General features: G+C 65.0%; 25 protein-coding genes. 17 read left to right on the top strand and 8 right to left on the bottom strand.

Annotated elements, in window-relative coordinates; genetic code table 11:
* The first annotated feature begins 111 nt into the window (after positions 1–111).
* The 4 genes from AC0L2O_RS07810 (at position 112) to ppx (ending at position 5,275) form a co-directional block, all read left to right on the top strand.
* Positions 112–654, top strand: coding sequence for a CDP-alcohol phosphatidyltransferase family protein (locus tag AC0L2O_RS07810; RefSeq protein WP_369724234.1), 543 nt, complete (start codon positions 112–114; stop codon positions 652–654).
* A gap of 91 nt (positions 655–745) precedes the next feature.
* Positions 746–1,423, top strand: coding sequence for a P-loop NTPase family protein (locus tag AC0L2O_RS07805; protein WP_473369306.1), 678 nt, complete (start codon positions 746–748; stop codon positions 1,421–1,423).
* Between the two features lie 144 nt (positions 1,424–1,567).
* A complete protein-coding gene (locus AC0L2O_RS07800) occupies positions 1,568–3,757 on the top strand; it encodes an RNA degradosome polyphosphate kinase (RefSeq protein ID WP_369726776.1) in 2,190 nt (729 codons plus the stop codon).
* A gap of 15 nt (positions 3,758–3,772) precedes the next feature.
* Positions 3,773–5,275: an exopolyphosphatase gene (gene ppx, locus AC0L2O_RS07795; RefSeq protein WP_369724236.1), complete on the top strand. Its 1,503-nt coding sequence runs from the start codon at positions 3,773–3,775 to the stop codon at positions 5,273–5,275.
* Here the strand turns inward: ppx and AC0L2O_RS07790 are convergent, their stop codons facing one another.
* Both AC0L2O_RS07790 and ndk read right to left on the bottom strand, forming a co-directional pair.
* Positions 5,276–6,136 (bottom strand): TerC family protein, encoded by an 861-nt coding sequence (locus AC0L2O_RS07790; protein ID WP_369724238.1) that lies wholly within the window; start codon positions 6,134–6,136, stop codon positions 5,276–5,278.
* 44 nt (positions 6,137–6,180) lie between these two features.
* Entirely contained in the window at positions 6,181–6,603 is a 423-nt protein-coding gene (gene ndk / locus AC0L2O_RS07785) for a nucleoside-diphosphate kinase (RefSeq protein WP_018456271.1), read from the bottom strand.
* Here ndk and AC0L2O_RS07780 point away from each other — a divergent pair.
* The 4 genes from AC0L2O_RS07780 to AC0L2O_RS07765 all read left to right on the top strand — a co-directional run bounded on the left by AC0L2O_RS07780 (position 6,596) and on the right by AC0L2O_RS07765 (position 9,474).
* Positions 6,596–6,775: a hypothetical protein gene (locus AC0L2O_RS07780; RefSeq protein ID WP_473369305.1), complete on the top strand. Its 180-nt coding sequence runs from the start codon at positions 6,596–6,598 to the stop codon at positions 6,773–6,775. The genes ndk and AC0L2O_RS07780 overlap by 8 nt on opposite strands.
* A 140-nt stretch (positions 6,776–6,915) precedes the next feature.
* On the top strand, positions 6,916–7,167 hold the full coding sequence (locus tag AC0L2O_RS07775) for a sulfur globule protein precursor (protein WP_473369304.1): 252 nt from the start codon (positions 6,916–6,918) through the stop codon (positions 7,165–7,167).
* 211 nt (positions 7,168–7,378) lie between these two features.
* Complete coding sequence (locus AC0L2O_RS07770) at positions 7,379–7,561, top strand: hypothetical protein (RefSeq protein ID WP_369724241.1); 183 nt, start codon at positions 7,379–7,381, stop codon at positions 7,559–7,561.
* Positions 7,562–7,611: 50 nt separating this feature from the next.
* Positions 7,612–9,474, top strand: coding sequence for an ABC-F family ATP-binding cassette domain-containing protein (locus AC0L2O_RS07765; protein ID WP_473369303.1), 1,863 nt, complete (start codon positions 7,612–7,614; stop codon positions 9,472–9,474).
* A gap of 151 nt (positions 9,475–9,625) precedes the next feature.
* Here AC0L2O_RS07765 and AC0L2O_RS07760 read toward each other — a convergent pair whose 3' ends face one another.
* From AC0L2O_RS07760 to AC0L2O_RS07750, 3 genes are all read right to left on the bottom strand, one after another.
* Complete coding sequence (locus tag AC0L2O_RS07760; RefSeq protein WP_409192900.1) at positions 9,626–10,120, bottom strand: hypothetical protein; 495 nt, start codon at positions 10,118–10,120, stop codon at positions 9,626–9,628.
* Positions 10,121–10,285: 165 nt separating this feature from the next.
* The gene (locus AC0L2O_RS07755; RefSeq protein WP_473369302.1) at positions 10,286–10,738 is read right to left on the bottom strand and encodes a DNA polymerase III subunit chi; all 453 of its coding nucleotides are present in this window, start codon (positions 10,736–10,738) and stop codon (positions 10,286–10,288) included.
* Positions 10,739–10,744: 6 nt separating this feature from the next.
* Entirely contained in the window at positions 10,745–12,244 is a 1,500-nt protein-coding gene (locus AC0L2O_RS07750; protein WP_473369301.1) for a leucyl aminopeptidase, read from the bottom strand.
* A 341-nt stretch (positions 12,245–12,585) separates the two neighbouring features.
* Between AC0L2O_RS07750 and lptF the strand changes: the two genes are divergently transcribed.
* The 9 genes from lptF (at position 12,586) to AC0L2O_RS07705 (ending at position 23,696) form a co-directional block, all read left to right on the top strand.
* Complete coding sequence (lptF, locus tag AC0L2O_RS07745) at positions 12,586–13,755, top strand: LPS export ABC transporter permease LptF (protein WP_473369300.1); 1,170 nt, start codon at positions 12,586–12,588, stop codon at positions 13,753–13,755.
* On the top strand, positions 13,752–14,849 hold the full coding sequence (lptG, locus tag AC0L2O_RS07740; protein ID WP_369724245.1) for an LPS export ABC transporter permease LptG: 1,098 nt from the start codon (positions 13,752–13,754) through the stop codon (positions 14,847–14,849). The genes lptF and lptG overlap by 4 nt, the downstream gene beginning before the upstream one ends.
* Positions 14,849–17,362, top strand: a complete 2,514-nt coding sequence (locus AC0L2O_RS07735; protein WP_473369299.1) for an LPS-assembly protein LptD — start codon at positions 14,849–14,851, stop codon at positions 17,360–17,362. The genes lptG and AC0L2O_RS07735 overlap by 1 nt, the downstream gene beginning before the upstream one ends.
* Before the next feature lie 68 nt (positions 17,363–17,430).
* Entirely contained in the window at positions 17,431–18,363 is a 933-nt protein-coding gene (locus AC0L2O_RS07730) for a peptidylprolyl isomerase family protein (protein WP_473369298.1), read from the top strand.
* Positions 18,363–19,388 carry a 4-hydroxythreonine-4-phosphate dehydrogenase PdxA gene (pdxA, locus tag AC0L2O_RS07725; protein ID WP_473369297.1) on the top strand — a complete coding sequence of 342 codons (1,026 nt, stop codon included), beginning with the start codon at positions 18,363–18,365 and terminating at the stop codon, positions 19,386–19,388. The genes AC0L2O_RS07730 and pdxA overlap by 1 nt, the downstream gene beginning before the upstream one ends.
* Complete coding sequence (gene rsmA / locus AC0L2O_RS07720; protein ID WP_473369296.1) at positions 19,388–20,242, top strand: 16S rRNA (adenine(1518)-N(6)/adenine(1519)-N(6))-dimethyltransferase RsmA; 855 nt, start codon at positions 19,388–19,390, stop codon at positions 20,240–20,242. Before pdxA ends, rsmA begins: the two co-directional genes overlap by 1 nt.
* A 24-nt stretch (positions 20,243–20,266) precedes the next feature.
* Positions 20,267–21,325, top strand: coding sequence for an alcohol dehydrogenase (locus AC0L2O_RS07715; RefSeq protein WP_473369295.1), 1,059 nt, complete (start codon positions 20,267–20,269; stop codon positions 21,323–21,325).
* A gap of 136 nt (positions 21,326–21,461) precedes the next feature.
* A complete protein-coding gene (locus AC0L2O_RS07710) occupies positions 21,462–21,641 on the top strand; it encodes a hypothetical protein (protein ID WP_369724255.1) in 180 nt (59 codons plus the stop codon).
* Between the two features lie 858 nt (positions 21,642–22,499).
* Positions 22,500–23,696, top strand: a complete 1,197-nt coding sequence (locus AC0L2O_RS07705; protein ID WP_473369294.1) for a hypothetical protein — start codon at positions 22,500–22,502, stop codon at positions 23,694–23,696.
* Here AC0L2O_RS07705 and gmk read toward each other — a convergent pair.
* From gmk to mltG, 3 genes are all read right to left on the bottom strand, one after another.
* Positions 23,629–24,288 (bottom strand): guanylate kinase, encoded by a 660-nt coding sequence (gene gmk / locus AC0L2O_RS07700; RefSeq protein ID WP_369724259.1) that lies wholly within the window; start codon positions 24,286–24,288, stop codon positions 23,629–23,631. The two genes, AC0L2O_RS07705 and gmk, sit on opposite strands and share 68 nt — an antisense overlap.
* A 3-nt stretch (positions 24,289–24,291) precedes the next feature.
* Entirely contained in the window at positions 24,292–25,179 is an 888-nt protein-coding gene (locus AC0L2O_RS07695) for a YicC/YloC family endoribonuclease (RefSeq protein WP_473369293.1), read from the bottom strand.
* A 110-nt stretch (positions 25,180–25,289) separates the two neighbouring features.
* Complete coding sequence (gene mltG / locus AC0L2O_RS07690) at positions 25,290–26,552, bottom strand: endolytic transglycosylase MltG (RefSeq protein WP_369724261.1); 1,263 nt, start codon at positions 26,550–26,552, stop codon at positions 25,290–25,292.
* Positions 26,553–26,581 lie beyond the last annotated feature (29 nt).

Below are 26,581 nucleotides of genomic sequence, written 5' to 3'. Positions count from 1 at the left end.
TGTACGTATTCTAGGATGACGTTTATCCGTAGAGATACTATGTAGATATCAACCGGTTCAGCCTTCAGACGGGCCGGATTCGAGGTCAGGCCGGGTGCCGGGAAGCGCCGCGTGAGTATACCGAACATCATTACCTTGGGCCGCATCCTGCTGGTCCCGATCATCGTCTGGGCCATCGTGTCGAGCCAAATGGAGGTCGCGTTCGCCGTCTTCCTGATCGCGGGCATCAGCGATGCCGTGGACGGCTTCCTGGCCAAGCGCTTCAACATGACGAGTGAGCTCGGCGCCCTGCTCGACCCACTTGCCGACAAGGCGTTGCTGGTCTCGATCTACATGGCCCTCGGGATCTGGGGCGCGATCCCGCGCTGGATCGTGATCCTGGTGGTGTCGCGCGACATCATGATCGTGGCGGCCGTGATCGTCTCGTGGCTGTTCGACAAGCCGGTCGAGATGAAGCCCTCGAAGGTGTCCAAACTCAACACTGTGGCCCAGGTGGGGTTCGCGGCGCTGGTGTTGGCCGCGCTTGCCTTCGGCTTCAATGCGCAGCCCTATGATATAATCCTGATGGGCCTCGTCACGGTGTTCACGCTCTCCTCCGTGTCGCTCTATCTGGTCGAGTGGCTGCGGCACATGAGCACGATCGAGGCCAACTGAACCGGGACAAGGCCCCGCAAAAGGCGAACTCGCATTCGATACGTCTACACTTTCAACCGAGGCCGGCGGTCCGGCATGGAGCAAAGCAAGCGTGGCAGGCCGCGTTCATCCCCGACAGTTGGCGTTTTCGCTTCCGCATGCGGAGAGCCTGAGCCGGGACAATTTCCTCGAGGGGCCCGCCAACGCAGCGGGCCTCGCCCTGATCGATGGCTGGCCGGAATGGCCGAACCGCATCATGTGGCTCGCCGGCCCCGAAGGGAGCGGCAAAAGCCATCTCGCCGCGATCTGGGCCGAGGACGCCGGCGCCCGTTCCACCACAGCCAATGCGTTGACCGCCGCCGCCGTCCCGGTCGCGCTCGCCACCGGCGCGCTGGTGGTCGAGGATCTCAAGGCCAAGGAATTTGACGAGCGCGCGCTCTTCCACCTGATGAACCTCGCACGCGAGGACGGCGCCTACGTGCTCTTCACCGGTCGCGAGGTGCCGACGGCGCTGGATATCGAGCTCCGCGACCTGCGCTCTCGGCTTCGCACGATCCCTGTGGTTTCGCTCCTGCCACCGGACGACCAGTTGTTCCGCGGCCTGATCGTCAAATTCTGCGCCGACCGCCAGCTCACGGTGGACGAGAGCATCGTCAGCTACCTCGCCACCCGTCTGGAGCGGTCCTCGGCGGCCGCCCGACAGGCGGTGGAACTGCTCGACAGCGAGGCCCTCAGGCTGGGCCGACCGGTAACGCGTGCACTGGCCGCTGAACTGCTGCGCGACGCCTGATACAGACGACCGGCGCCCACGCCGCTTGACGCGGCGGGGCGGCGGAACATCAATGTCATCGAAACGTCATCGCACTCACACATGCTCTCCCCGGTTTTGCGCACAAGTCGCAAGTTAAGGCGAGACAGGATGGACCGACTTCTGATGGACTCTGCGCAAGCTGCTGAAATCAAAGATAAAGCCTCAGAAGCCGAGGGCCTGCCGGCGATCGCCTCGAGCCCCGAGCGGTTCATCAATCGCGAGCTGTCCTGGCTGCATTTCAACCGGCGCGTCCTGGAGGAATCGGTCAATCCCAGCCACCCCGTGCTGGAGCGGGTGCGATTCCTGTCGATTTCGGCGAATAACCTCGACGAGTTCTTCATGGTCCGCGTTGCCGGCATCAAGGCCCAGGTCCGCGAGGGCATCGCCGAGCGCAGCCCCGACGGCCTGACGCCGTCCGAGCAGCTCGCCCTGATCAACCGCACCGTCTCCCATCTTGCCTCCGACCAGCAGGCCATCTGGGCCAACCTGCGCGGCACCCTCGCCGATGTCGGCATCGTGCTGGTCGACGGCAAGGACGTCACCAAGGCGCAGCGCGCCTGGATCGAGGATTACTTCCTCGCCAATGTCTTTCCGCTGCTGACGCCGCTGGCGATCGACCCGGCCCATCCCTTCCCGTTCATTCCGAGCCTCGGCTTCACCATCGCGCTCCAGCTGACGCGTGCTGCCGATGGCAAGCAGATGAACGCGCTGATCCGCATGCCCGGCAAGATCGACCGCTTCATCCGACTGCCATCCGACGGCACGATGCGGCTGATTACGCTGGAACAGGCCACCGCGTTGTTCATCAACCGCCTGTTCCCCGGCTACAATCTCCACGGCCAGGGCGCTTTCCGCATCCTCCGCGACTCCGAGCTCGAAATCGAGGAAGAGGCCGAGGATCTCGTCCGCCTGTTCGAGACCGCGCTGAAGCGCCGCCGCCGCGGCTCGGTGATCCGCCTCGAGATCGACGCCAAGATGCCGGAGCAGCTGCGCAACTTCGTGCAGCATGCGCTCTCGGCCGCCGACGACGAGGTGTTCCTGGTCGACGGCGTGCTCGCCATGAACGAGCTCTCGCAGCTGACGCGGCTCGACCGGCCCGATCTGGAGTTCACACCCTACGTGCCGCGTCATCCCGAGCGCGTGCGCGAGCATGGCGGCGACATCTTTGCCGCCATCCGGCAGAAGGATCTCGTCGTTCACCATCCCTATGAATCCTTCGACGTGGTGGTGCAGTTCCTCCAGCAGGCCACGCGCGATCCTGATGTCGTCGCGATCAAGCAAACGCTGTACCGCACCTCCAACAACTCGCCGATCGTGCGCGCACTCGCGGAGGCGGCCGAAGCCGGCAAATCCGTCACCGCGCTGATCGAATTGAAGGCGCGCTTCGACGAAGAGGCCAATATCCGCTGGGCGCGCGACCTCGAACGCGCCGGCGTGCAGGTCGTCTACGGCTTCCTCGAACTGAAGACCCACGCGAAGCTCTCGATGGTGGTGCGCCGCGAGGGCGGCAGCCTCACCACTTACGTCCACACCGGCACCGGCAATTATCATCCGGTCACCGCGCGCATCTACACCGACCTCTCCTACTTCACCTCGGAACCGACCATCGGCCGCGATGCCGCGCGCGTGTTCAACTTCATCACCGGCTACGCCGCGCCGAGCGATCTCGAGAAGATGGCGGTGTCGCCGCTGACCTTGCGCAAGCGCATCATCCAGCACATCCAGGGCGAGACCGAGCACGCCCGTCACGGCAAGCCGGGCGCGGTCTGGATGAAGATGAATGCGCTGGTCGACCCCGACATCATCGACGCGCTCTACGAGGCGTCACAGGCCGGCGTCCAGGTCGAGCTGGTGGTGCGCGGCATCTGCTGCCTGCGGCCCGGCATTCCCGGCCTGTCGGAGAACATCCGTGTCAAGTCGATCATCGGACGCTTCCTGGAACATGGCCGAATCTACTGCTTCGGCATGGGCCAGGGGCTGCCGAGCGCAAAAGCGGCTGTGTATATCTCGTCCGCGGACATGATGCCGCGCAACCTCGACCGCCGCGTCGAGGTGCTGTGTCCGTTGCAGAATCCCACGGTGCATCAGCAGGTTCTTGAGCAGATCATGGTCGCGAACCTGAAGGACAATGAGCAGAGCTGGCAATTGTTGCCCGACGGGTCCTCAACGCGTATGAAGACCGCGAAGGGCGAGGAGCCTTTCAACGTCCACAACTACTTCATGACAAATCCGAGTCTGTCTGGCCGTGGAAAGTCGCTCAAGGAATCGTCTCCGCGTCGTCTCACGCGCCGTAATGAACGTCATCAATCCTGATCGGGGATCGCCGACGTGAAACGACCGCGCAAGCGCGGCTCGAGCGTCGCGGTCATCGACATCGGCTCCAACTCGGTCCGTCTCGTCGTCTACGAGGGGCTGACACGCAGCCTCATTCCGATCTTCAACGAGAAGACGCTGTGCGGCCTCGGGCGCGAGGTGCAGAGCACCGGCCTGCTTGCGCCGGACGCGGTCGCCAAGGCGCTGACCTCGCTCAAGCGCTTTCGCGCGCTGTGCCGGGTGATGCAGGTCGGCCGCGTGTTTGCGATCGCGACCGCGGCGTGCCGCGACGCCTCCAACGGCCCCGACTTCATCGCCAGGGCCGAGCGCATCTGCGCCGTCAAAATCGAGATATTGTCCGGCCCGCGCGAGGCGCGGCTGTCGGCGCTGGGCGTGATCTCGGGGATTCATCATCCGGATGGCATCGTCGGCGACCTCGGCGGCGGCTCGCTCGAATTGATCGACGTGCGCAAAAACAGCGTGCGCAGCGGCGTCACGTTGCCGCTCGGCGGCCTCGCGCTCCAGGACCTTGCGCATAAATCGCTCAAGCGCGCCGACCGCATCGTGCGCGAGGAGCTCGACGAGGTGGCGCAGCTCAAGGCGGGCAGCGGCCGCAGCTTTTATGCGGTCGGCGGCACCTGGCGTGCGCTTGCGCGCATCCACATCATCCAGAGCGGCTATCCGCTCCAGGTAATGCACGGCTATTCCATTTCTGCGGCCGAAGCTCTCGACTTCTCGCGTCGTCTGCGTCGTCTTGCGGCTGCCGACATGCTGGCCGACATCGAGACCGTCGCGGATGCGAGGCGCCCTCTCCTGACCTATGCCGCGCTGGTGCTCGAGCACATCATCCGCGTGGCGAAGCCCAAGACAATCGTATTCTCGACCTTCGGTGTGCGCGAGGGGCTGCTGCACGAGAAGCTGTCGGACACCGAACGCAACAAGGACGGGCTGATCTGCGCGGCAGAGGAGCTCAACCAGTTGCTCTCGCGCTCGGCCCGCCACGCCCGCGAGCTCATCTCCTGGACCGACCGCCTCGCGCGCGTGGTGAAGCTGCGGGAGACCGAGGAGGAGCGCCGCTTGCGCCACGCCGCCTGCCTGCTCTCCGACATCGGCTGGCGCGTGCATCCCGACCACCGCGGCGAGCAGACGCTGAGCCTCGTCGTCAACGGCAATTTCGGCGCGATCACCCACATCGAGCGCGCCTTCGTCGGACTGTCGGTGTTCTATCGCTATGCGGGCCTGAGCGAGGAAAACCAGCCGCCGCTGACGATGCAGGAGCTGCTGACACCGGCGCAGCTCGAACGCGCCCGTTTGCTGGGTGCGGCGTTCCGCGTCGCGCATCTGATCTCGGCGGCGCGCCCGGGGGTGCTGCCCGCGACCCATTTCCGCAGCCAGGGCCGCAACTTGATGCTGGTGTTCGAGCACCGCCTCGGTGATCTCGTCGCCGACCGCGTCGGCAGCCGGTTCAAGCAGCTTGCGCGGCTCATCGGCCGCGCGGGCTCGATCGTGCGACGCTAGTTACTCGGCCGAGACTTTTGCGTGGCGCTCGGAGGCCTCGAGCGCGGCCAGGCTCAGGCTGCGCCGGCGCCAGATCGATCCGACGACCAGCACGAGGATGACGCCGAGCGCTGCGCAAAGATATTCGCCGCCTCCGACGCCATGGGCGAATTGCGGCGGGAGATGCAGGCTGGCGAGAATCCTGTCCAGCCACTCGCCGAGCGGGCCGTCGAACAGCGCGTGCAGCTTCGGCGCGATGCCGGGATCGGTCGCGATCACTTCGCCGGCGATCCAGCCGAGCAGCGCCGCACCCGCCCAGACCAGGACCGGCAGCTTCGACAGCAGAGCCATGATCAGCGCCGCGCCCGCGACAATGAGAGGAACGCTGATGGCAAGGCCGAGGACCAACAACGGCACGCTGCCATTGGCGGCGGCGGCAACCGCGATGACGTTGTCGAGACTCATGACGATGTCGGCGATCACGACGATCTGCACGGCCTGCCAGAGATGCGAGGCGGACTCGACGCCCTCCTCGTCCTCGTTCTCCGGCACGAGCAGCTTTGCCGCGATCACGATCAGCGCGAGACCGCCGACCAGCTTGAGGTACGGCAACCCCATCAGGCTCACGACGATGCCGGTGAAGATGATCCGGAGCAGCACCGCGGCCCCGGCGCCGAGCACCATGCCCCATAGCCGGTGCCGCGGCTTCAGGCCGCGGCAGGCCAACGCGATCACCAGCGCGTTGTCGCCGGAGAGCAGGATGTTGATCCAGATGATCTTGCCGACCGCAATCCAGAAGGTCGGCTCGGCCATCTCATTGCGGAACTGGGTGACGAATGCCCCGATCGTGGCCGGATCGAAGATCTGCCAGAACCAGTTCAAAATGCGTCCTTTCGCCCCGAAAACCTAGTCTGTGGGCTGACGGATCAGCCGACGATCTCGTTCCCGGAGAAGAACTGGGCGATCTCGATCGCCGCGGTCTCAGGTGCGTCCGAGCCGTGCGCGGAGTTCTCTCCGATCGACTTCGCATAGAGTTTGCGGATGGTGCCGTCGGCCGCCTTGGACGGATCGGTCGCGCCCATCACGTCGCGATACTTGGCGACGGCACCCTCGCCTTCGAGCACCTGGACCACGACCGGACCCGAGGTCATGAATTCGACGAGCTCGCCGAAGAACGGCCGCGCCTTGTGGACGGCATAGAAGGTCTCGGCCTGTTCCTTGGTCATGCGGATGCGCTTCTGCGCGACGATGCGCAGGCCCGCCTTCTCGATCACGGCATTCACCGCGCCGGTCAGGTTACGCGCGGTCGCGTCGGGCTTGATGATCGAGAAAGTGCGTTCGATGGCCATGATCTTGTCCTTGCAGGAGAAAGCGGTGGTTCGGAGTTGCGGGGCTTATATCGGCGCCGTCGCGCTACGGCAAGCGACCGTCAAAGCGGGCACACCGGCACTTCGCCGCGGCGCCACGGGCTCCAATTCCAAGATGGATTACAACGATTTCACCCGGATGAACCCAATCTGAAGGCCCCATCAGGGTTTGGTTCAGCCTCGTCGGGATAATGTCTGGTCCATCGAAACCAAAGCCTCCTCCCGAGGCCGACCGTTTCGGCGGCCTTTCCATCGACGCGACAGGCCCGCGCCGACAGTTTTGAGGAGATCACCATGTTGAGGAAACTTTCGCTTGCTGCGGTTGCCGCGGTCGCGCTGGGTGCCGCGCTGGCACCGACCTCCGCCTCCGCTCATTGGCATGGCGGCTGGGGCTGGCACGGCGGTGGTGGCTGGCATCACGGCTACGGCTGGGGTGGCCCGCGCTTTTATGCCCCCGTCTCTTATGGCTATGGCGGATGCTATGTGCGCCGGCTGGTCCCGACCCCCTGGGGACCCCGCTGGCGGCTGATCAACCGCTGCTACTGAGCCCGACAGCACCTTCCTGAGGTACCGCCCCCCAACGGTACCCTCCAAGTGAGGCCCCGGCGTCCCCCCGCCGGGGCCTCGTGTATTCGGGAGATGCGGCGAATTCATACAATTTTTACTAGAATGACTGGCTTTCCCGACGCGCGGCGAAACCAATTGCGGGCCAATGACTTGGTACCGTGTCGTTACATTGCAAGCATGGAACCTCACAATGACTGGGCTTTTCGCCAATGACAGCGAACAGATCGACCGGCGCACCAGCCGCTCGATTTGCGATGCCGTGGGCGAACGGCTTCAGCAGAGCCTTCGGCCCGAGCCGCGGCTCCCGACCCATCTCGAACAGCTCCTGAACGAGTTGCAGAAGCGCGATCGCGAGAGCGGTTCGCGCAACTGACCGGCGCAAAAACGGGTTGCGTTCGCGGCACCTTGCGGTGACAAGGCCGCATGCTCTCCATCACCGACCTCTCCATCCGCCTCGCCGGACGCCTACTCATCGATCAGAGCTCCGTGCAGATCACGCCCGGCTCGCGCGTCGGCATGGTTGGGCGCAACGGCACCGGCAAGTCGACGCTGTTCAAGGTGATCCGCGGTGAGCTCGCGGCCGAACACGGCACGGTGACCTTGCCGCCGCGCTGGCGCGTCGGCAGCCTTGCGCAGGAAGCGCCGAACGGCCCCGAAAGCCTGATCTCGGTCGTGCTCAAGGCCGACCTTGAACGCGACGCCCTGCTCTCCGAGGCCGAAAGCGCCACCGACCCGCACCGGATTGCGGAAATCCAGACCCGGCTCGTCGACATCGAGGCGCATTCGGCGCCGAGCCGTGCCGCGGCAATTCTCAGCGGCCTCGGCTTTTCCGCGGCCGACCAGGCACGTCCCTGTGCCGAATTCTCCGGCGGCTGGCGCATGCGCGTCGCACTGGCCGCGACGCTGTTCGCAGCGCCCGACCTGTTGCTGCTCGATGAGCCCACCAACTATCTCGACCTCGAAGGCACGCTGTGGCTGGAGGATCACCTCGCGCACTATCCGCGCACGGTGATCGTGATCAGCCACGACCGCGACCTGCTCGACAGCTCCGTCGACCAGATCCTGCATCTCGAGCGCGGCAAGCTCACGCTCTATCGCGGCACCTACTCCTCCTTCGAAGAGCAGCGCGCCGCGCGCGAGCTGCTCGACGCCAAGCAGGTCAAGCGCCAGCAAGCCGAGCGCGCGCGCCTGCAGGCCTTCGTCGACCGCTTCAAGGCCAAGGCGTCGAAGGCGCGCCAGGCGCAATCTCGTGTCAAGATGCTGGAGCGGCTGAAGCCGATCAATGCGCTGGTGACCGAGGACGTGCGCGAGATCAGCTTCCCGGCGCCCGAGAAGCTGCTGTCGCCGCCGATCATCGCCGTGGACAACGTTTCGGTCGGCTACGATCCGGCGACGCCGGTGCTCAACCGCGTGACGCTGCGGATCGACAATGACGACCGGATCGCGCTTCTCGGCGCCAACGGCAACGGCAAGTCGACCTTGGTGAAGCTGCTTGCCGGCCGGCTTGCGCCGTTCTCGGGCAAGGTGACGCGCGCGGACAAGCTGTCGATCGCCTATTTCGCGCAGCATCAGCTCGACGAGCTGAACGAGGACGCCTCGACCTATGATCACGTCCGCAAGCTGATGGGCGATGCGCCCGAAGCCAAGGTACGGGCCCGCGCAGGCGCGATCGGCTTTTCCGGCAAGGCGGCTGACACCAAGGTTGCGAAACTGTCCGGTGGCGAGAAGGCACGGCTGCTGCTCGGGCTTGCGACCTTCTTCGGCCCCAACATGATCATCCTGGACGAGCCGACCAACCATCTCGACATCGACAGCCGCGCAGCACTTGCCGAGGCGATCAACGAGTTTCCGGGCGCGATCATCATGGTATCGCATGATCGCTATCTGATCGAGGCCTGCGCCGATCAGCTCTGGATCGTCGCCGACCGTACCGTGACCAATTACGACGGCGACCTCGACGAGTACCGCCGCCTGGTGCTGTCCTCGCGCAACGGCGAGCCCGCCCCGCGCGAGCGCAGCGCCACGGCCGACAAGCCGCAGCGTCCGAGGTCGGACAATCGCGGCCCGCTGAAGAAGCGCATCGCGGACGCCGAATCCGAGATCGCCCGCGTCAGCGAGATCATCGCCAAGATCGACACCGCGCTAGCACTGCCCGATATTTTTACGCGCGATCCCAAGCAGGCCGCGCAACTCTCAAAGGCGCGCGCGAATGCGGCGGATGCGCTGGCGCGCGCCGAAGAGCGATGGCTCGAGGCGAGCACACAGTTTGACGAGGCGGCGGGATAGGCTCCAGCGGGCAAGCGGGTGGAACCAAATTGCCCGTGCGATTCCCGCGCTTGGTCTTAAACTCGGCCTCGGAATTTGCCGCGGAAAAACGTATCTCGGAGGAGATTCCAGGTGTCGTCACCCGAACCGAAAGCCGGCTTGACGCGCGGCTCTACGTCGCCGCTTTCTTCTTCGCTTTCGGCTTGGCCGGCTTCGGAACAACCGGCGCCTCCGGCGTGCCTTCGATCGAGGACAGACGCCCTGCCGTGAACGTGTAGATGCCCGCCCGCGGACCCGTGTTCCAGGTGACCACCGCAACGCGCCGGCCGGCGGCGTCGTTGGAGAGGTTGATGCTTGAGGGCGCACCGATGCCGCGGACCACGTCGCATTCGGTGTGGCCGAGCGCGACCGTGCCGCCCATGGCTGCCGGCGCTGTCGTCGACGCATTGGCATCCGCGGGCCCCGGGGGCGGCGCCATACCGGGACAGGCGCCGTCGGCGCTGACGAGATCCTCAGCCCCGACCGGCTTGTCGGGGGTCAGCGGCGGCGACTCGATCGAGATGTTCCTGATGAACAGGCGGCTCGGCTTGTTGAACCATTCGGCGTCCTTCGACAGCAGATCGGTCCCGCCGGAGCAGCCCGCGATCAGCGGCGCGACAGCGGCCAACGCAACGATAAGCGACTTTGGAAGCTTGTGGTGTCGCACGATAAGCTAAATTCCCCGCCTGAAGGACCAGTCCTAAGCGATTGTCCCAACATCACTTTGCGGCACGAAGGTGGCCGAAACCAGTGTCCGGCCGAAAGTACAAATTATCATTAATTGCAGCGAGCGCTAATTCCGCCGCTGCCACCGCCCCCGCTCGTCGGCCTGCCAATAGGTGACCTCAAATCCGCGCGTCTTGCAATCCGTCCAGGTGCTGCGGGCGAAGGCGAGCGCGTCCGGATCGTCGCCGTCGAACAGCAGCACCATGCGCTCATACCCCTGGCAATCCTGAGGCAGTCCGGCGTTGTCGATCAGGAAGCGAACATTGGCGCCGTTCGGATTGTTTTCGTCGATCGCCAGCACGATCGGCTGGTCGGCGGCGTCGTTCACGCGCCACGTCGCGTGCGGCAGGAACGAATCGTCGCGATAAGTCCACAGATGCGCGTCCAGCGCATCGGCGCGTTCCGGCGAGGTCGATTGCACCACGACCCGCCAGCCCCGCTCCAGCGATTTCTCCAGAAGCGGCGGCAAGACGTTCTCAACCGTCATGTTTTGCAGATGGTAGAATAGAACTTCGGTCATCTCAGGTCATTTGCGCTCGTAATGATCCGCGACCAATCGATCAAGCAGGCGGACGCCATAGCCGGACCCCCAGCTCTGGTTGATGTCGGTCTTCGGCGCACCCATGGCGGTGCCGGCGATGTCGAGATGGGCCCAGGGCGTGCCGTCGACGAAGCGCTGGAGGAACTGCGCCGCGGTGATCGAGCCGCCATGGCGGCCGCCGGTGTTCTTCATGTCCGCGAACTGGGAATCGATCAGCTTGTCGTATTCGGGGCCGAGCGGCATGCGCCACACCTTCTCGCCGCTTTCGGCACCGGCCTTGAGAAGCCGATCGGCAAGCTCGTCATTGTTGGAGAACATGCCGGCGTGCTCGGTGCCGAGCGCGACCATGATCGCGCCGGTCAGCGTCGCCAAATCGACCATGAATTTCGGCTTCGTCTTCTTGGCCACGTACCAGAGCACGTCGGCCAGCACGAGCCGGCCTTCCGCGTCGGTGTTGATGATCTCGATGGTCTGGCCCGACATCGAAGTGACGATGTCGCCCGGCCGCTGCGCGTTGCCGTCGGGCATGTTCTCGACAATGCCGATGGCGCCGACCACGTTGACCTTGGCTTTGCGCGCCGCGAGCGCATGCATCAGGCCGACGACGCAGGCCGCGCCGCCCATGTCGCCCTTCATGTCCTCCATGCTGCCGGCCGGCTTGATCGAAATGCCGCCGGTGTCGAAACAGACGCCCTTGCCGACGAAGGCGACCGGCGCCTCGCCCTTCCTGCCGCCATCCCAGCGCATGATCACGGTGCGACTCGGGCGCGCCGAGCCCTGGCCGACGCCGAGCAGCGCGCCCATGCCGAGCTTCTGCATCGCCTTGACATCAAGCACCTCGATCTTGACGCCGAGCTTGCGGAGCTGGCTGGCGCGCCGCGCGAACTCCTCGGGGTAGAGCACGTTCGGCGGCTCGTTGACGAGGTCGCGCGCGATGATGACGCCCTCGACGACCGCGCCGGCTGCGGCAAAGGCCTTCTTGGCCGAAGCCGCATCGCCGACCGCGAGCGAGATGTCGGCGCGCAAGACCCCCTCCTCGCCATCCTTCTTCCTGGTCTTGTAGCGGTCGAACTTGTAGGTGCGCAGCCGCAGGCCCGCGGCGACCGCAACCGCCTGCTCGCTCGTCATGGCGCCGTCAGGCAGTTCCGCCATGATCGTCATGGCCGCGGAACCCGCCTTGAGCTTGCTCGCCGCCATGCCGCCGAATTTGAGGAAATCGTTCGCCTTCAGGGCTGACGCCTTCCCGGTGCCGATCACGATCAGGCGGTCTGCCTTCAGACCCTCGGGCGCGAGGATGTCCAGGGCCGCGCCGCTTTTCCCTTTGAATGAGGTGGCGGTGGCGGCCCGCTTCACGAGATCGCCAGCACCGGCCAGCGCCTTGGCCGTCGCCGGCCCAAGCTTCAGACCCTCGTCACAGAACACGACCAGAATGCCACGGGCGGCGGAAGCCAACGGGACGAAGCCGACCTTGATGGCATCGGACATGGGTAACTCCTCAAGAACATGGGGCTTTTGCCGATCGGCGATCCCGGCCAAGGCTCGGATCTGAACGGCGATTCACTGGACTTTCCACACTATGGGCCACAGGCAGGGCCGATGCCAAGCACCGCCCGTGGCAGCTACGCCACAACGAGGGAAATATTAACCATATATTGACGGCGCCATTGCTCAGCCATTTTGTTGACGGATCAAAGGGATGGTACTGAGAAACTGAACGAGCGGACGAGATGGCTGCAACGACCCTGGGGCTCCCTTGCGGGATGGGTCGGACAGCCGGAAATTCCGGGGACGGCATCGGGGCTTGGTGGGGATTCGTGCGGTAGCGCATGGGGTCAATCGATAGGTATATCTTCCGCACGACGCTGGCGTCGTTTGCGCTCGTCCTGGTCAGCCTCACCGGCGTGATCTGGATTACGCAGGCGTTGCGCGGCATCGACCTGATGACGAGCCAGGGTCAGACCATCCTGACCTTCCTCGGCATCACCAGCCTCGTCATCCCGGCGCTGGTCCTGATCATCTCGCCGATCGCGCTGATGATCGCGATCTCGCACACGCTGAACAAGCTCGCGACCGATTCCGAGATCATCGTGATGAATGCCGCCGGCTTCTCGCCGTTCCGGCTGTTCTATCCGTTCTTCTACGCCACCTGCGTGGTGGCGCTGCTGGTCGCTTTCATCTCGGCCTATCTCGCCCCCGACGGCATGCGGCGGATCAAGCAATGGGACGCCGAGATCACCGCCGACGTGCTCACCAACATCCTCCAGCCCGGCCGCTTCGCCCAGCTCGACAAGAATCTCACGATCCGGATCCGCGAACGCCAGCCCGGCGGCATCCTTGCCGGCATCTTCATCGACGACCGCCGCGATCCGAACGAGCGTGTCTCGATCGTCGCCGAGCACGGCGAGGTCGTAAAGAACGACAACGGATCGTTCCTGGTTCTCAAGGACGGCAATCTCCAGCGCTTTGAGCTCGGCAAACGCGACCCGGCGCTGGTGGCATTCGGCCGCTACGGCTTCGACATGTCGAAATTCTCCAACCAGGGTCACGACGTCACTCTCGGCATCCGCGAACGCTATCTCTGGGAGCTGTTCTCGCCGTCCGAGGACGACCCGGTCTACAAGGCCGTCCCCGGCCAGTTCTGGTCCGAGCTGCATGATCGCCTGATGGCGCCGCTCTATCCGTTTGCGTTTGCGGCGCTGACCTTCGCGTTCCTCGGCGCGCCGCGCACCACGCGCCAGAGCCGCAACTTCTCGATCGGCGGCTCGGTGCTCGCGGTGTTCGGCCTGCGCATGGCCGGGTTCGCCTGCTCGGTGATGGCCGTGAAGTCGCCGCTCGCAGCAGTCGTTCAATATGCGATGCTGGCGACCGCGATCGGCGCCGGCATGTGGCTGATCGTCGGCGGCATCGTGGTCGAGCCGCCCGCCGGCATCATGGAGGCGATCAACAGGTCGAACGCGCGCATCGCGCGGCTGTTCGGACGGCCGGCCACCGCATGAGCATGCTTACCAACACGCTCGGACGCTATTTCGCCGGCCGGTTCGTGGTCGCGGCGCTCGGCGTCTTCGTGAGCATTTTCCTGCTGCTGGTGCTGGTCGACTATATCGAGATGGTGCGCAAGACTTCGGGCCTTGCCTCCGCCTCCGCGGTAATGGTGGCGGAGACGTCGCTGTTCCGGGTGCCGCAGCTGCTGGAGAAGCTGACGCCGTTCTGCATGCTGATCGGCGCCATGACGTGCTATCTCGCCCTCTCGCGCCGGCTCGAGCTCGTGGTCGCGCGCGCCGCCGGCATCTCGGCCTGGCAGTTCATCTCGCCCGCGCTCGGCAGCGCGCTCATCATCGGCGTGATCGCCACCGTGGTCTACAATCCGATCTCGGCCAACCTCCGTGAGCTCTCCAAGCGCATGGAAGCGGAGCTGTTCGGCTCGGCGCCCGGCGGCGGCATCCAGGACGCGTCGGGCTTCTGGCTCAATCAGGTCACCGATGACGGCCAGACCATCATCAATGCAGCGCGCAGCGAACAGCAAGGCGTGCGGCTCACGGGACTGACCCTGTTCCGGTTTGACACAGAGCAGCACTTCAAGGAGCGGGTCGAGGCGCGCGAGGCGACGCTCGAGTCCGGCCGCTGGCTGTTCAAGGGCGTCCGCCGTTTCACGCTGGACTCGCCGCCGATCGACCAGGCCAGCCTGGAGATTCCAACGACGCTGACCGAGGCGCAGGTCCGCAACAGCTTTTCCACACCCGAAACTGTGTCCTTTTGGCAACTACCGAGCTACATCCGCTCCTCCGAGAGCTCGGGCTTCGCGACAGCCGGATATCGACTCCAGTATCAGAAGCTTCTGGCACAGCCGTTTTTGCTCGCCGCCATGGTGATGCTCGCGGCCTCGGTGTCGTTGCGCTTCTTCCGGATGGGCGGCGTACAGAAGATGGTTTTGAGTGGCGTGGGCGCAGGCTTTCTGCTCTACGTTTTGTCGAAAGTGACTGAAGACTTGAGCAAGGCTGAGTTGATGCATCCGATCGCTGCGGCGTGGTTGCCCGTGGTGGTGGGCGGCCTCACCGGCTTTTTGGCCTTGCTGTATCAGGAGGACGGCTAGTGACCACCGTCCGCCGAGGACTCGTGCCTGGTTTGGCGTTGCGCACCTGCGTGCGCGCGAACGGGTTTGGTTTGTCCGCGCGTTTTGGTTTGTCTGCGCGTAAGGCCCTGCTTGCGCTCGCCGCTGTCGCATCGCTTGCCGGCATGATTGATCTTGCCGCGGTGACGCCGGCCGCCGCCCAGAGCTTCACCTATAATCCGCGGCCGCCACGTCCAACCCCTCCGAAGGCGCCCAACGACAACCAGATGCTCGTGCAGGCGACCGAGGTCGATTACGACTACAACAATTCGCGTGTCTCCGCGGTCGGCAATGTGCAGCTGTTCTACAACGGCACCAGCGTCGAGGCCGACAGGGTCATCTACGATCAGAAGACCAAGCGGCTCCATGCCGAAGGCAACATCCGCATGACGGATGCCGACGGCAAGATCACCTATGCCGAGATCATGGATCTCTCCGACGACTACCGCGACGGTTTCGTCGATTCGCTGCGGGTGGACACCGCCGACCAGACCCGCATGGCTGCGACCCGCGCCGATCGCTCCAGCGGCAACTACACGGTGTTCGAGAACGGCGTCTACACGGCTTGCGCACCGTGTCGGGACGATCCGAAGAAGCCTCCGCTCTGGCAGGTCAAGGGTGCCCGCATCATCCACGACCAGCAGGAGAAGATGCTGTATTTCGAAACGGCGCAGCTCGAGTTCTACGGCGTGCCGCTCGCCTACATGCCGTATTTCTCGACGCCCGATCCGACCGTGAAGCGCAAGTCCGGCTTCCTGATGCCCGGTTACTTTCCCGGCACGACGAACACCGGTTTTGGCGCTGAGGTCCCGTATTATTGGGCTATCGCGCCCGACATGGACGCGACCTTCACCCCACGATTCATGTCGCGGCAGGGCGTGCTGCTGCAGGGCGAATTCCGGCAGCGTCTGATCGACGGCGCCTATCAGATACGCGCCTATGGCATCGACCAACTCGACCCCGGCGCATTTGCCGGGCAGCCCGGCGACCGCCAGTTCCGCGGCGCCCTCGACACCAAGGGTCAGTTCGCGCTGAACGACAAGTGGGTCTGGGGCTGGGACGGCGTCCTGATGTCGGACTACTACTTCTTCTCCGACTACCGGCTCGCGGCGTATAAGGATCCGCTCGGATCGTTCCTCAACCTGCCTACCGAGGCGCTTTCGCAGCTTTATCTGACCGGCGTCGGCAATCGCAGCTTTTTCGACGCGCGCACGATGTACTTCCTGAGCTTCTCGGGCAACCAGCAGCAGGTCCCGGTCGTCTACCCCGTGATCGACTATTCGAACGTGCTTAACTATCCGGTGTTCGGCGGCGAGTTCTCGTACAAGACCAACTTCGTCAACCTGACCCGCAACGACGCGGTGTTTGACCCGATCACGACGACCTCCAACACCTCAGGCCTCTGCGCGATTGCATCGGCCGACCCCGGTGCGCGCAGCATGCCCAACGGATGTCTCCTGCGCGGCTTCCCCGGCACCTACACCCGCCTGACGGCGGAAGCGCAGTGGCGCAAGTCCTACACCGATCCGTTCGGCGAGATCTGGACGCCGTTCGCGATTCTCCGCGCCGACGCGATCAACTCCGACGTGTCCAACCAGCCGGGCGTGTCGAACTACCTGCCGGTCGGCGACACTCAGGCATTCCGCCTGATGCCGACCGTCGGCCTCGAATACCGCTATCCCTTCATCAACGTTCAGCCCTGGGGCTCGACCACCGTCGAGCCGATCGCGCAGATCATCATCCGGCCGAACGAGACCTATGCCGGCAAGCTTCCGAACGAGGATGCGCAGAGCATGGTGTTCGACACCTCGAACCTGTTCAGCGTCGACAAGTTCTCCGGTTACGACCGCGTCGAGGGCGGCGGCCGCGCCAATGTCGGCGTGCAGGCCACGACGCAGTTCGACCGGGGTGGCGCCGTCAAGACGCTGTTCGGGCAGTCCTACCAGCTGTTCGGCATGAACTCCTTCGCGGTTCAAGACACCATCAATACCGGCGTCGATTCCGGCCTCCAGAAGCCGCGGTCCGATTACGTGGCGAGCGTCGCCTACTCGCCGAACAGCACCTATACGTTCAGCGTCCGCTCGCGCATGGACGAGCAGACCTGGAATATCCAGCGCTTCGAGGCGGAAGGCCGCGCCAATTTCAATCGCTGGTCCATCAGCATGATGTACGGCAATTACGCGCCGCAGCCGGAGCTCGGCTATCTGACCCGCCGCGAGGGCATCCTGACCACCGGCTCGATCAAGGTCGCGACCAACTGGGTGGTGTCGGGCTCGGCGCGCTGGGACCTCGAGGCCAACAAGATCAACCAATATGTGCTCGGCGCCGGCTACGTCGACGATTGCTTCGTGCTGGCGGCGAACTATGTAACTTCGTATAGCTACTCCGCGGGCACGACGCCGCCCGTGCTGAGCCACGCGTTCATGTTCCAGATCGGCCTGCGCACGCTGGCGACCACGTCGACCACCAGCAGTTCCGCGGGCGGCTTGCAGTGAACGGTTTGAAGTGACGGCGGCGTGTTCCCGATCTCAGGTTCACCGCGGCTGACATACGAGCGACAACCATGACGACCCCCTTGCCTGTCTTCCGCTTCCTCCTGCTCGTCCTTGGCGCGGCGCTGATCCTGGCCGGCGCGCCGGCACGGGCGCAGAACATCGTGGTGATGGTCAACGGCGATCCCATCACCGATTTCGATATCGAGCAGCGCTCGAAGCTCGACCAGCTGACGACGCAGAAGACTCCGAGCCGGCAGGACGTCATCAACGAGCTGATCGACGACAAGGTGAAGATCAAGGAAGGCAAGAAATACGGCGTCGATCCCGGCGTCTCCGACATCAACCAGTCCTACGAGGGCATGGCGCAGCGCATGCGCATCTCGCCGGATCAGCTCACCAAGTCGCTCGAGGTCAAGGGCGTCCGCCCCGAAACCCTGAAGAGCCGCATGAGGTCCGAGATGGTTTGGACCAGCCTCGTTCGCGGCCGCTTCAAGGAGAAGCTGCTGGTCGGCGAGAAGGACGTCGCCGACAAGGTGCGGGAAGGCGGCAACGACCAGCTCCAGATCGAGGGCACCGAATACAAGATGCAGCCGATCGTGCTGATCGTGCCGCGCGGATCGTCCCCGGCATTTCTGGAGACGCGGCAGAAGGAGGCGGAGGGCTATCGCACGCGGGTTACGAGCTGCGAGGAGGCCAATTCGCTGTTCCGCTCGACGCCGAATGCCACCATCCGCGAGACCGTCACCAAGACGACCGCCGACCTGCCCGAGTCGCTGCGCAAGGTGCTCGACGACACGCCGATCGGCCATCTGACCGCGCCCGAGGTGACCAAGCAGGGCATCGAGATGGTCGTGGTGTGCGCGCGCAAGCCGACCACGATCGACACGCCGAAGAAGCGCGAGATCCGCGAGAAGATGTACTCCGAGAAATACGAGAAGACCCAGAAGGCCTATCTCGAAGAGGTCCGCAAGGCGGCGATGATCGAATATCGCAACCGCTGATGGCCAGCGCTCCTGCAAAGCCCCTCGCCCTGACGCTGGGAGAGCCCGCCGGCATCGGCCCCGACATTACCATCGCTGCCTGGCTCCGGCGCCGCGAATTGAACCTGCCGGCTTTCTATCTGCTCGGGGACGAGGCGCTGATCGCGCGGCGTGCCAAGGCGCTGGTCAACTCGCTCGGTGCTGACGTCAGGATTGCTTCCGTGAGCGCAAGCGAAGCCGCGGCCGCCTTCACCGAGGCCCTGCCCGTGGTTGCGACCGGCGAGCGTGCGACGGCCGAGGCCGGCAAACCCGATGCATCGAGCGCACCGGCAGCCCTCGCCTCGATCCGCCAGGCGGTCGCCGACGTGCGCGAGGCGCGCGCCGCCGCCGTCGTCACCAACCCGATCGCCAAGAGCGTGCTCTACCGCGCCGGCTTCCGTCATCCCGGCCACACCGAATTCCTCGCCGAGCTCGCCCAGCAGGACGGCCGCGTGCCGCAGCCGGTGATGATGCTGTGGTCGCCGCGGCTCGCCGTCGTGCCGGTGACGATCCACGTTTCCTTGCGCGAGGCGCTGAGCCAGCTCACCAGCGAGCTGATCATCTCGACCGTGCGTATCGTCGCGACCGAGCTGACATCGCGCTTCGGCATCGCCCGGCCGCGGATCGCGATCTCCGGCCTTAACCCACATGCCGGCGAAGACGGCTCGCTCGGCCATGAGGAGCAGACGGTGATCGCGCCGGCGCTCAAGGCGCTGCGCAACGACGGCATCGACGCGAAAGGCCCCTTGCCCGCCGACACCATGTTCCACGAGGCTGCCCGCGACACCTATGACTGCGCGGTCTGCATGTATCACGACCAGGCGCTGATCCCGATCAAGACGGTCGCCTTCGACAACGCGGTCAATGTCACGCTCGGCCTGCCCTTCATCCGCACCTCGCCGGATCACGGCACCGCGTTCGACATCGCCGGCACCGGCAAGGCCAATCCAGCGAGCCTGATCGCGGCATTGAGGCTTGCAAGCCGCATGGCGGCTGCAACAAGCTGATGAGCGCAATCGACGACCTCCCGCCGCTTCGCGAGGTCATTCGCCAGCACGCTCTGTCGGCCCGCAAATCGCTCGGTCAGAACTTCCTGCTCGACCTCAATCTCACCGCCCGCATCGCGCGCGCGGCGGCACCGCTCGACGATTCCACCATCGTCGAGATCGGCCCGGGCCCCGGCGGGTTGACGCGCGCGCTGCTCGCGCTTGGCGCCAGACGCGTCATCGCCATCGAGCATGACGAGCGCGCGATCCCGGCGTTGCAGGATATTTCCGCTCGCTATCCGGGCCGGCTCGAGATCGTGCACGGCGATGCCACGAGCTTCGATCCCCGACCTCTGCTCTCAGGCGAGAAAGCAAAAATCGTCGCCAACCTGCCCTACAACATCGCGACCCATCTCCTGATCGGCTGGCTGAGCAGCGAGCCCTGGCCGCCCTGGTACGAGCTGATGGTCCTGATGTTTCAGCGCGAGGTGGGCGAGCGCATCGTGGCGCGCGAGGACGAGGAGCCCTATGGCCGTCTCGGCGTGCTCGCCAACTGGCGTTGCGAGACGAAGATCCTGTTCGACATTTCGCCGTCCGCCTTCGTGCCGCCGCCAAAGGTCACTTCCTCCGTCGTGCGCCTGGTGCCGCGCGCAAGCCCGCTTCCCTGCGATCGCAAGATGCTCGAACAGGTTGCCGCCGCCGCCTTCGGTCAACGCCGGAAGATGCTGCGCCAAAGCCTGAAATCGCTCGGCGTCGATCCCGCGCGGCTTGCCGCAGCCGCCGGCATCGATGCGACGCGGCGCGCCGAGACCATTCCCATTGCAGGTTTTGTTGCCATGGCGCGTGAATTGGCCGATATACGAAACGAAAGTTAAGAGACAAATTTCGGAGCAAGGAATATGGCGTTGATGCGTCGGCAGTCCCTGGTCAAGTTCGATGCGCCGCTGTGCGAGACCATCGTCGACACGCCCAAGCCGCAAGGACGCGAGGTGCTGGTCCGCATCGAGCGCTGCGGGCTCTGCCATTCCGACCTGCATATCCAGGACGGCTATGCCGATCTCGGCGGCGGCAAGAAACTCGACACCACGCGCGGCATGACGCTGCCGTTCACGCTCGGCCACGAGATCGCCGGCGTGGTCGACGAGGTCGGCCCCGACGTGCCGGCCGAGCTTGTCGGCCGCAAGAAGGCTGTGTTTCCATGGATCGGTTGCGGCCAGTGCCGCGACTGCGCCAATGGCGACGAGAATCTTTGTGCGAAGCAGCGCTTCCTCGGCGTCTCCATCGATGGCGGCTTTGCCAGCCACGTGCTGGTGCCGGACGCGAAATATCTGCTGGACTACGATCCCCTGCCCATCAACCAGGCCGCGACCCTGATGTGCTCGGGCGTCACGGCGTACGGCGCGCTCAAGCGCCTGGTCGACCGTCCGCGCCAGCGCAACCTCCTGCTGATCGGTCTCGGAGGCGTCGGCATGATGGGTCTGTCATTTGCGCAAGCCATGTTCAAGCAGCCGATCACGGTCGCGGATCTCAGCCCGGCCGCGCGCGACAGCGCGCTGACCAACGGCGCAGCGGCCGCCTATGATCCGTCCGAGCCCGATGTCATCAAGCGTATCCTCAAGGACACCGACGGGGGCTTTGACGAGATCGTCGATTTCGCCGGCAACGAGAAGTCGATGGCGTTTGCGGTCGCGGTCGCCGCACGCGGCGGCAAGATCGTGGTCTCCGGCCTGATGGGCGGTCAGTTCACGCTGCCGATGGTGCAATGGGTCTACAAGCGAATGACCATCGAGGGCTTCATGGTCGGCACACTCACGGAGGCCCACGAACTGATGGCGCTGGCGCGCGCAGGCAAGATCAAGCCGACGCCGATGCGCGAAGAGCCGATGGGCGACGTTCAGAGATGGATCGAGGAACTCCGTGCCGGCAAGGTGGTCGGCCGCATCGTGCTGAAGAACTGAGCCGCAACAGCGCGCCCGATATACCGCGGCTTCGTACCGAGCGCGCGGAACGGCCTGGGCCATACGGCGTTGGCAGCACATGTCGATCCGCTGCACCGTCGAAAGCGCATTCTTCATTGCCTGGAGCTGCCTCGAGATGACCGGGGAGCTCGGCTCTCCTGATGCGTCCGCAAACGTCATTCTCGATGCCATCGAAGCGCAGCTGAAAACCGGTGAGCGCCGCCCGCTGATGCTCGGCAACAAGGCGATCGACGCCTACCGAAGCTACGTGGCGCTCAACCAGCGGTCGGCTGAGCGCGAAGCGCGGCTTGCTTAGCGCCCGCAAGCCACGCCCTCGGACCGCCGGCCGGCGGCGTACGTGGGTAAAGGCCGGCAGTCCGGCGGGCAGAGCGCACGGGGCGCACTCGGCGGCCGTGAGGCTAATGCAATCCGCGCGCGCGTTATGTTCACTCCTGAACAGAGTGCTTCAGCCGGTTCGCATTCCCGTAGTTCTCCGGGCGTGAACAGAGTTCGAAGCGTGGCCGGCGTGCAACGCAGATCTCGCCGCAGTCCATCGCCAACTTGCCGTTCTCAGAAGCTCTTCTGTGGACCTTGCAAACGCTAGGTTCCTGCGCGGAAACGCGGGTTCTCTCCGGTGCGCGGTTTTTTGGAACACCCGACCTCCGGCGCGTTTGTCTCCTACGACGCAACGAAGGGACATTGAGTTGATCAACCCAAGCAGATGGTACGATCCCATATCCGAACGCTGGATCGAACCGCGAGAAATGCGCTCGGAACCGACACCGCCACAGCCGAGCGCGAACCACGTTGTCGAGCTTCAGCGGACCGTAGAAATCAAGCGTATCTGGCGCGCGCTGGTGGACTGCTGCGCGCGTGAGTGACGTTCATCTTCGCGCAGCGGCGGCGGAGCATCCTCCCACCGGGCTGTCGCAGCTAAACGTAGTTGTCCATTCGCTCTCCTCTCCTTAGTCATTTCCTTAGTCATTCCGGGCTCGCGCTACGCGCGCCCCGGAATGACCAGGCGTGCTGAAAATGCCTGATTTTGCGACGGAACAACCGCCGCGCAGGCCCGATTTGGGCCACATCCTCTCCGGATTTGCGGCTCATTGCCACCCAAGTCTTTGATCAGACAGGGAAGGTAACGAGTAGCGTCATGCGTCACCGGGAGACCAGGATGGGCAACCGATCCGCGAAGTTCATATCCGCGCTTGCGGGCAGCATCATTGCCGGCGCGCCATTGGCCGCCGTGTCGCAGAACGCGCCGAGCGTGCCGAGCGCACCGAGCACCGCAAGCACGGCGAATCCGGCCGGCGATTGCCTCGCCGCGCCGAAGGGCACGGCGCCGCAGGGACAGCATTGGTTCTATCGCCTCGAACGCTCGACCAATCGCCAGTGCTGGTACCTGCGCGCCGAAGGCGGCAAGGCCGCAACCACGACGCAGAGCGCAAGCAGCGCGCCGCAGCCGAATTCCGCGCCGACGCCATCGGTTCAGGATGCGCACGCCGAGTACATCGCGCCGCAGAGCACCGCCCCAACTGCGCAGCCCGCGCCTGCAGCAGCGCCGCAGGCCGCAACTACCGATGCCGACAGCAATGCGCAGCCTCCCGCCGTTACCTCGCGCTGGCCCGATACTCCGGCGACAGCCGCCGTGCCCGCGCCGCCGCCGGTTGCTCCAGTGGCATCGGATCCGCAGCCGAGCGCGAAACCTGCCATTTCCCCTGCTCCGGTGACGCTCGCCGCGGCCGAGGCGCCCGCGGACAAGCCGACCGGCTCGCTCCAGATGCTGCTGTTGGTCGTGGGCGGCGCGCTGGCCCTCGCAGGCCTCCTCGCCAGCATCATCTACCGCTTCGCAGGCGGGCGCGTCCGCGTTCATGCGGGCGATCGCCGTGTGAACTGGGATCATGCGGAGCCGCAGCACGACGACAGCCGCGCGCCGTGGCTCAATGCCGCGCCGGCCCCGGCGGCCCGCGCAGAAGAACGGCCGCGACCGGTGGACTTCGATGCCGCGCGTCCCCAGGCTCCGCAACTCGCCGCATTCACCGACGCGATCGCCAGGGTGGCAGCCCAGGCCCCTTCCGTCCACGCCGAGACAGCACAAGCAGAACCTAACGAGACCGCGCGCGAGATATTCGACGAGGGGTTCGAGATCGAGGCCGCAGCGCCTGACTTGGCTGCCGACGACAGCCATGACGAAGCGCCAACCGCTCGCGATGAAAATGCACGTGATGAGGACGCCGTCGACATCGACATCATCACGGCGATGCTGGAACGGCTGGCGAAGGAAGGGCCGCGGCTGACGCAGCCTAGCCTTGAAGCTGACCTTGCAGAGATCGCACAAAACCGACGAGGCCAATCCGCCGCTCGCGCTTGAGCCGTTCGGCCTTCAGGATGGACTGCACCTCGGCGAAGGCCTCATCGACGTCGTGGTTGATGACGATGTAGTCGTATTCGGCCCAATGGCTCATCTCGTGGCTGGCGCGGCTCATCCGATTGCGGATCACCTCGTCGGAATCCTGCGCGCGCGAATGCAGCCGCTTCTCGAGATCTGCGGCCGAGGGCGGCAGGATGAACACGCGAACTACATCGACACTCGCTTTCTGGTGCAGTTGCTGCGTGCCCTGCCAGTCGATGTCGAAAAGCACATCCTGCCCGGCCGATAGTGCCGCCTCCACCGGAGCACGCGGCGTCCCGTAGAGATTGTCAAACACGGTGGCCCATTCGAGCAGTTCCCCCTGCTCCACCATCGCCTCGAACCTTGGCTTGCCAACGAAGAAATAGTCGCGCCCCTCGACCTCTCCCGGCCGCTTCTGACGCGTGGTCGCCGACACTGACATCTTCAGGCCGGGCTCTCGCTCGAGCAACATCCGCGACAGCGTCGTTTTGCCCGCTCCCGATGGCGAGGACAGCACGAACATCAGCCCGCGCCGCTCGACTCCCTCAGTTCCGTGACCGCCCGTCGTCATCGATCACTCCAGATTCTGGACCTGCTCGCGAAACTGCTCGACCACGTTTTTCATGGCGAGCCCGGTATTGGTCAGCTCGATGTCGTTCGACTTCGAGCAGCAAGTGTTGACCTCGCGATGAAACTCCTGCGCCAGGAAGTCGAGCTTGCGGCCGACCGGACCGCCCTTGCCGATCAGCTCGCGCGCCTGCGCGACGTGCGAGGCGATACGGTCGAGCTCCTCGCGGATGTCGGCCCTGGTCGCGATCAGGATCGCCTCCTGCATCAGGCGGTCGGAATCGAAACGGTCGGAGGTGTCGAGCAGCGCAGCGATCTGCTCGGTGAGCCTGGCCTTGATCGCCTCGGGTTTGCGGCCCGGCGCGGCCTCGGCCTTTTTCGCCAGCACCTCGACCTCGTCAACCCGCTGGATCAGGATCTGCCCGAGCGAGCTCCCCTCGCGCTTGCGCATCTCGACCAGTTCGGCGAGCGCCTTGTCGAAGGCTTCGGCTGCGGCGGCACGCGCGGCCTTGTCCTCCTCCTCGTCGCCCTCGGGCTCGGCGACCTCGATCACACCCTTGATGGCAAGCAGGCCGTCAACGCTCGGCGCCACCGCGTCGACCTTGCCGGCGATCACGGCAGCGGCCTTCAGCACGGCGCTAAGCACGTCCTCATTGACCCGGACGGAGGCTGCGGCATTGGCGCGCTTGACCGTGAGATTGGCGTAGACGGTGCCGCGCGACAAAAGCTCGCCGGCGCGCTTCTTGGCGTAGGCCTCGAGCTCGTCGAACCCCTGCGGCAGGCGCACCCGCAGGTCGAAGCCCTTGGCGTTGACCGACTTCAATTCCCATTCGAACGTGTACGGCCCGCTCGCGCCGTGGCTTCGGGCAAAGCCGGTCATGGACGACAGCGCCATCGGGTCAGTTTCTCCGGACAGATGAGATTCGCGAGGCCATCAAGGCATGCGAATCTTAAGACTATTTTGCAGGAAAGTGTAATCCGCAAAGTCCCGTGGGCAGGCCTGCGCTAGCGCTGGATCACCGGCGGCATGGGCTGGGCTGCGCCCTGCCGCGCCGGCGCCGTGCGGGCTGGCGGCTTCTTCTGCTGGGTCGGCTTCGGCGTGGTCGCGGTTGGCGCGGTATCGGCGGCTGCGGGCGCGGAGGCCGCTGGCGCCTGTGCCTCGTCGGCCGGCTCGACCGTGTCGTTCTGGATCTGCTTTTCCATGGCACGCAGCTTGGCGACGTTTTTCTGGTGCGCGTCGTAGGTCTCGGTGAAGGCATGCCCGCCGCTGCCGTCGGCAACGAAAAAGAGGTCGCGGGTGCGGGCCGGATTGGCGGCGGCCTCGAGCGAGGCGCGGCCGGGATTGGCGATCGGGCCCGGCGGCAGGCCCTCGATCACATAGGTGTTGTAGGGCGAGGGCTGCGTGATCTCGCTGCGCTTGATCGGCCGGCCCAGCGTGCCCTTGCCGCCGACGATGCCGTAGATGATCGTGGGATCGGACTGCAGCTTGATTTTCTGCTTCAAGCGATTGACGAACACCGCCGCAACGCGGCTGCGTTCGTCCGGCTTGCCGGTCTCCTTCTCGACGATCGAGGCCAGCGTCACCAATTGCTCGGGAGTCTTGACCGGAATGTCCTGATTGCGGCGTTCCCAGATCTCGGCCAGCACGCGCTTGTGCGCCTGCTGCATGCGCTGGATCACCTGGTCGCGCGGGGTCCCGCGCGGGAACTTGTAGGTCTCCGGCAGCAGCGTGCCTTCGCGCGGCACCTCGTGCACGCTGCCCGTGAAGATGTCGTTGTCGGACAGCCGCGCCACGATCTGCTCGGACGTCAGGCCTTCCGGTATCGTGACGGCATGCTGCACCACCTTGCCCTCGACGATGGTGGCGATGACGTCGCGCAACGACGCGTTCTTCTGGAACGAGTATTCACCGGGCTTGAGGTCCGAGCTCGCCTTCAGCGCAGCGACGCTTGCAATGAACACCCACGGATTGACGTCGGTGACGCCTTCCCGGTTCAGGGTCTCGGCGATGTCGCGCTTGCCGGCGCGCTGCGGGATGTTGACGATCTTGTCTTCCTGCAGCGGCCCGGGCGCCTCCAGCACCTGCCGGCCATAATAATAAACGCCACCCGCACCGATCATCGCGATCAGCAGCAGGGTAATGATGGCGTTGCCGACGATCACGAAGGGGTTGCGCGCCCGCTCCGATCGCTTCGGCGGCGGCGGCACCTGCTCGGGCTCGAGCGCTGCCCGCGGGCTCCGGGGCGAAATGGGCGGCCTTTCACTCATCGAAGCAACCTGAATCCTGCCGGTTCAAT

The sequence above is a fragment of the Bradyrhizobium sp. Kon10 genome (assembly GCF_055807395.1).
Note: the sequence above shows the minus strand (reverse complement) of the source record. Positions and strands in the feature narration are given on the sequence as shown.

Excerpts from the sequence above, each read along its gene's own strand:
- AC0L2O_RS07800 (WP_369726776.1), top strand. The coding sequence starts at position 1,568 with ATGGACTCTGCGCAAGCTGCTGAAATCAAAGATAAAGCCTCAGAAGCC.
- AC0L2O_RS07780 (WP_473369305.1), top strand. The coding sequence starts at position 6,596 with ATGGCCATGATCTTGTCCTTGCAGGAGAAAGCGGTGGTTCGGAGTTGC.
- ndk (WP_018456271.1), bottom strand. The coding sequence starts at position 6,603 with ATGGCCATCGAACGCACTTTCTCGATCATCAAGCCCGACGCGACCGCG.
- AC0L2O_RS07775 (WP_473369304.1), top strand. The coding sequence starts at position 6,916 with ATGTTGAGGAAACTTTCGCTTGCTGCGGTTGCCGCGGTCGCGCTGGGT.
- AC0L2O_RS07770 (WP_369724241.1), top strand. The coding sequence starts at position 7,379 with ATGACTGGGCTTTTCGCCAATGACAGCGAACAGATCGACCGGCGCACC.
- AC0L2O_RS07765 (WP_473369303.1), top strand. The coding sequence starts at position 7,612 with ATGCTCTCCATCACCGACCTCTCCATCCGCCTCGCCGGACGCCTACTC.
- AC0L2O_RS07755 (WP_473369302.1), bottom strand. The coding sequence starts at position 10,738 with ATGACCGAAGTTCTATTCTACCATCTGCAAAACATGACGGTTGAGAAC.
- AC0L2O_RS07750 (WP_473369301.1), bottom strand. The coding sequence starts at position 12,244 with ATGTCCGATGCCATCAAGGTCGGCTTCGTCCCGTTGGCTTCCGCCGCC.
- lptF (WP_473369300.1), top strand. The coding sequence starts at position 12,586 with ATGGGGTCAATCGATAGGTATATCTTCCGCACGACGCTGGCGTCGTTT.
- lptG (WP_369724245.1), top strand. The coding sequence starts at position 13,752 with ATGAGCATGCTTACCAACACGCTCGGACGCTATTTCGCCGGCCGGTTC.
- AC0L2O_RS07730 (WP_473369298.1), top strand. The coding sequence starts at position 17,431 with ATGACGACCCCCTTGCCTGTCTTCCGCTTCCTCCTGCTCGTCCTTGGC.
- pdxA (WP_473369297.1), top strand. The coding sequence starts at position 18,363 with ATGGCCAGCGCTCCTGCAAAGCCCCTCGCCCTGACGCTGGGAGAGCCC.
- rsmA (WP_473369296.1), top strand. The coding sequence starts at position 19,388 with ATGAGCGCAATCGACGACCTCCCGCCGCTTCGCGAGGTCATTCGCCAG.
- AC0L2O_RS07715 (WP_473369295.1), top strand. The coding sequence starts at position 20,267 with ATGGCGTTGATGCGTCGGCAGTCCCTGGTCAAGTTCGATGCGCCGCTG.
- AC0L2O_RS07710 (WP_369724255.1), top strand. The coding sequence starts at position 21,462 with ATGACCGGGGAGCTCGGCTCTCCTGATGCGTCCGCAAACGTCATTCTC.
- AC0L2O_RS07705 (WP_473369294.1), top strand. The coding sequence starts at position 22,500 with ATGGGCAACCGATCCGCGAAGTTCATATCCGCGCTTGCGGGCAGCATC.
- gmk (WP_369724259.1), bottom strand. The coding sequence starts at position 24,288 with ATGACGACGGGCGGTCACGGAACTGAGGGAGTCGAGCGGCGCGGGCTG.
- AC0L2O_RS07695 (WP_473369293.1), bottom strand. The coding sequence starts at position 25,179 with ATGGCGCTGTCGTCCATGACCGGCTTTGCCCGAAGCCACGGCGCGAGC.
- mltG (WP_369724261.1), bottom strand. The coding sequence starts at position 26,552 with ATGAGTGAAAGGCCGCCCATTTCGCCCCGGAGCCCGCGGGCAGCGCTC.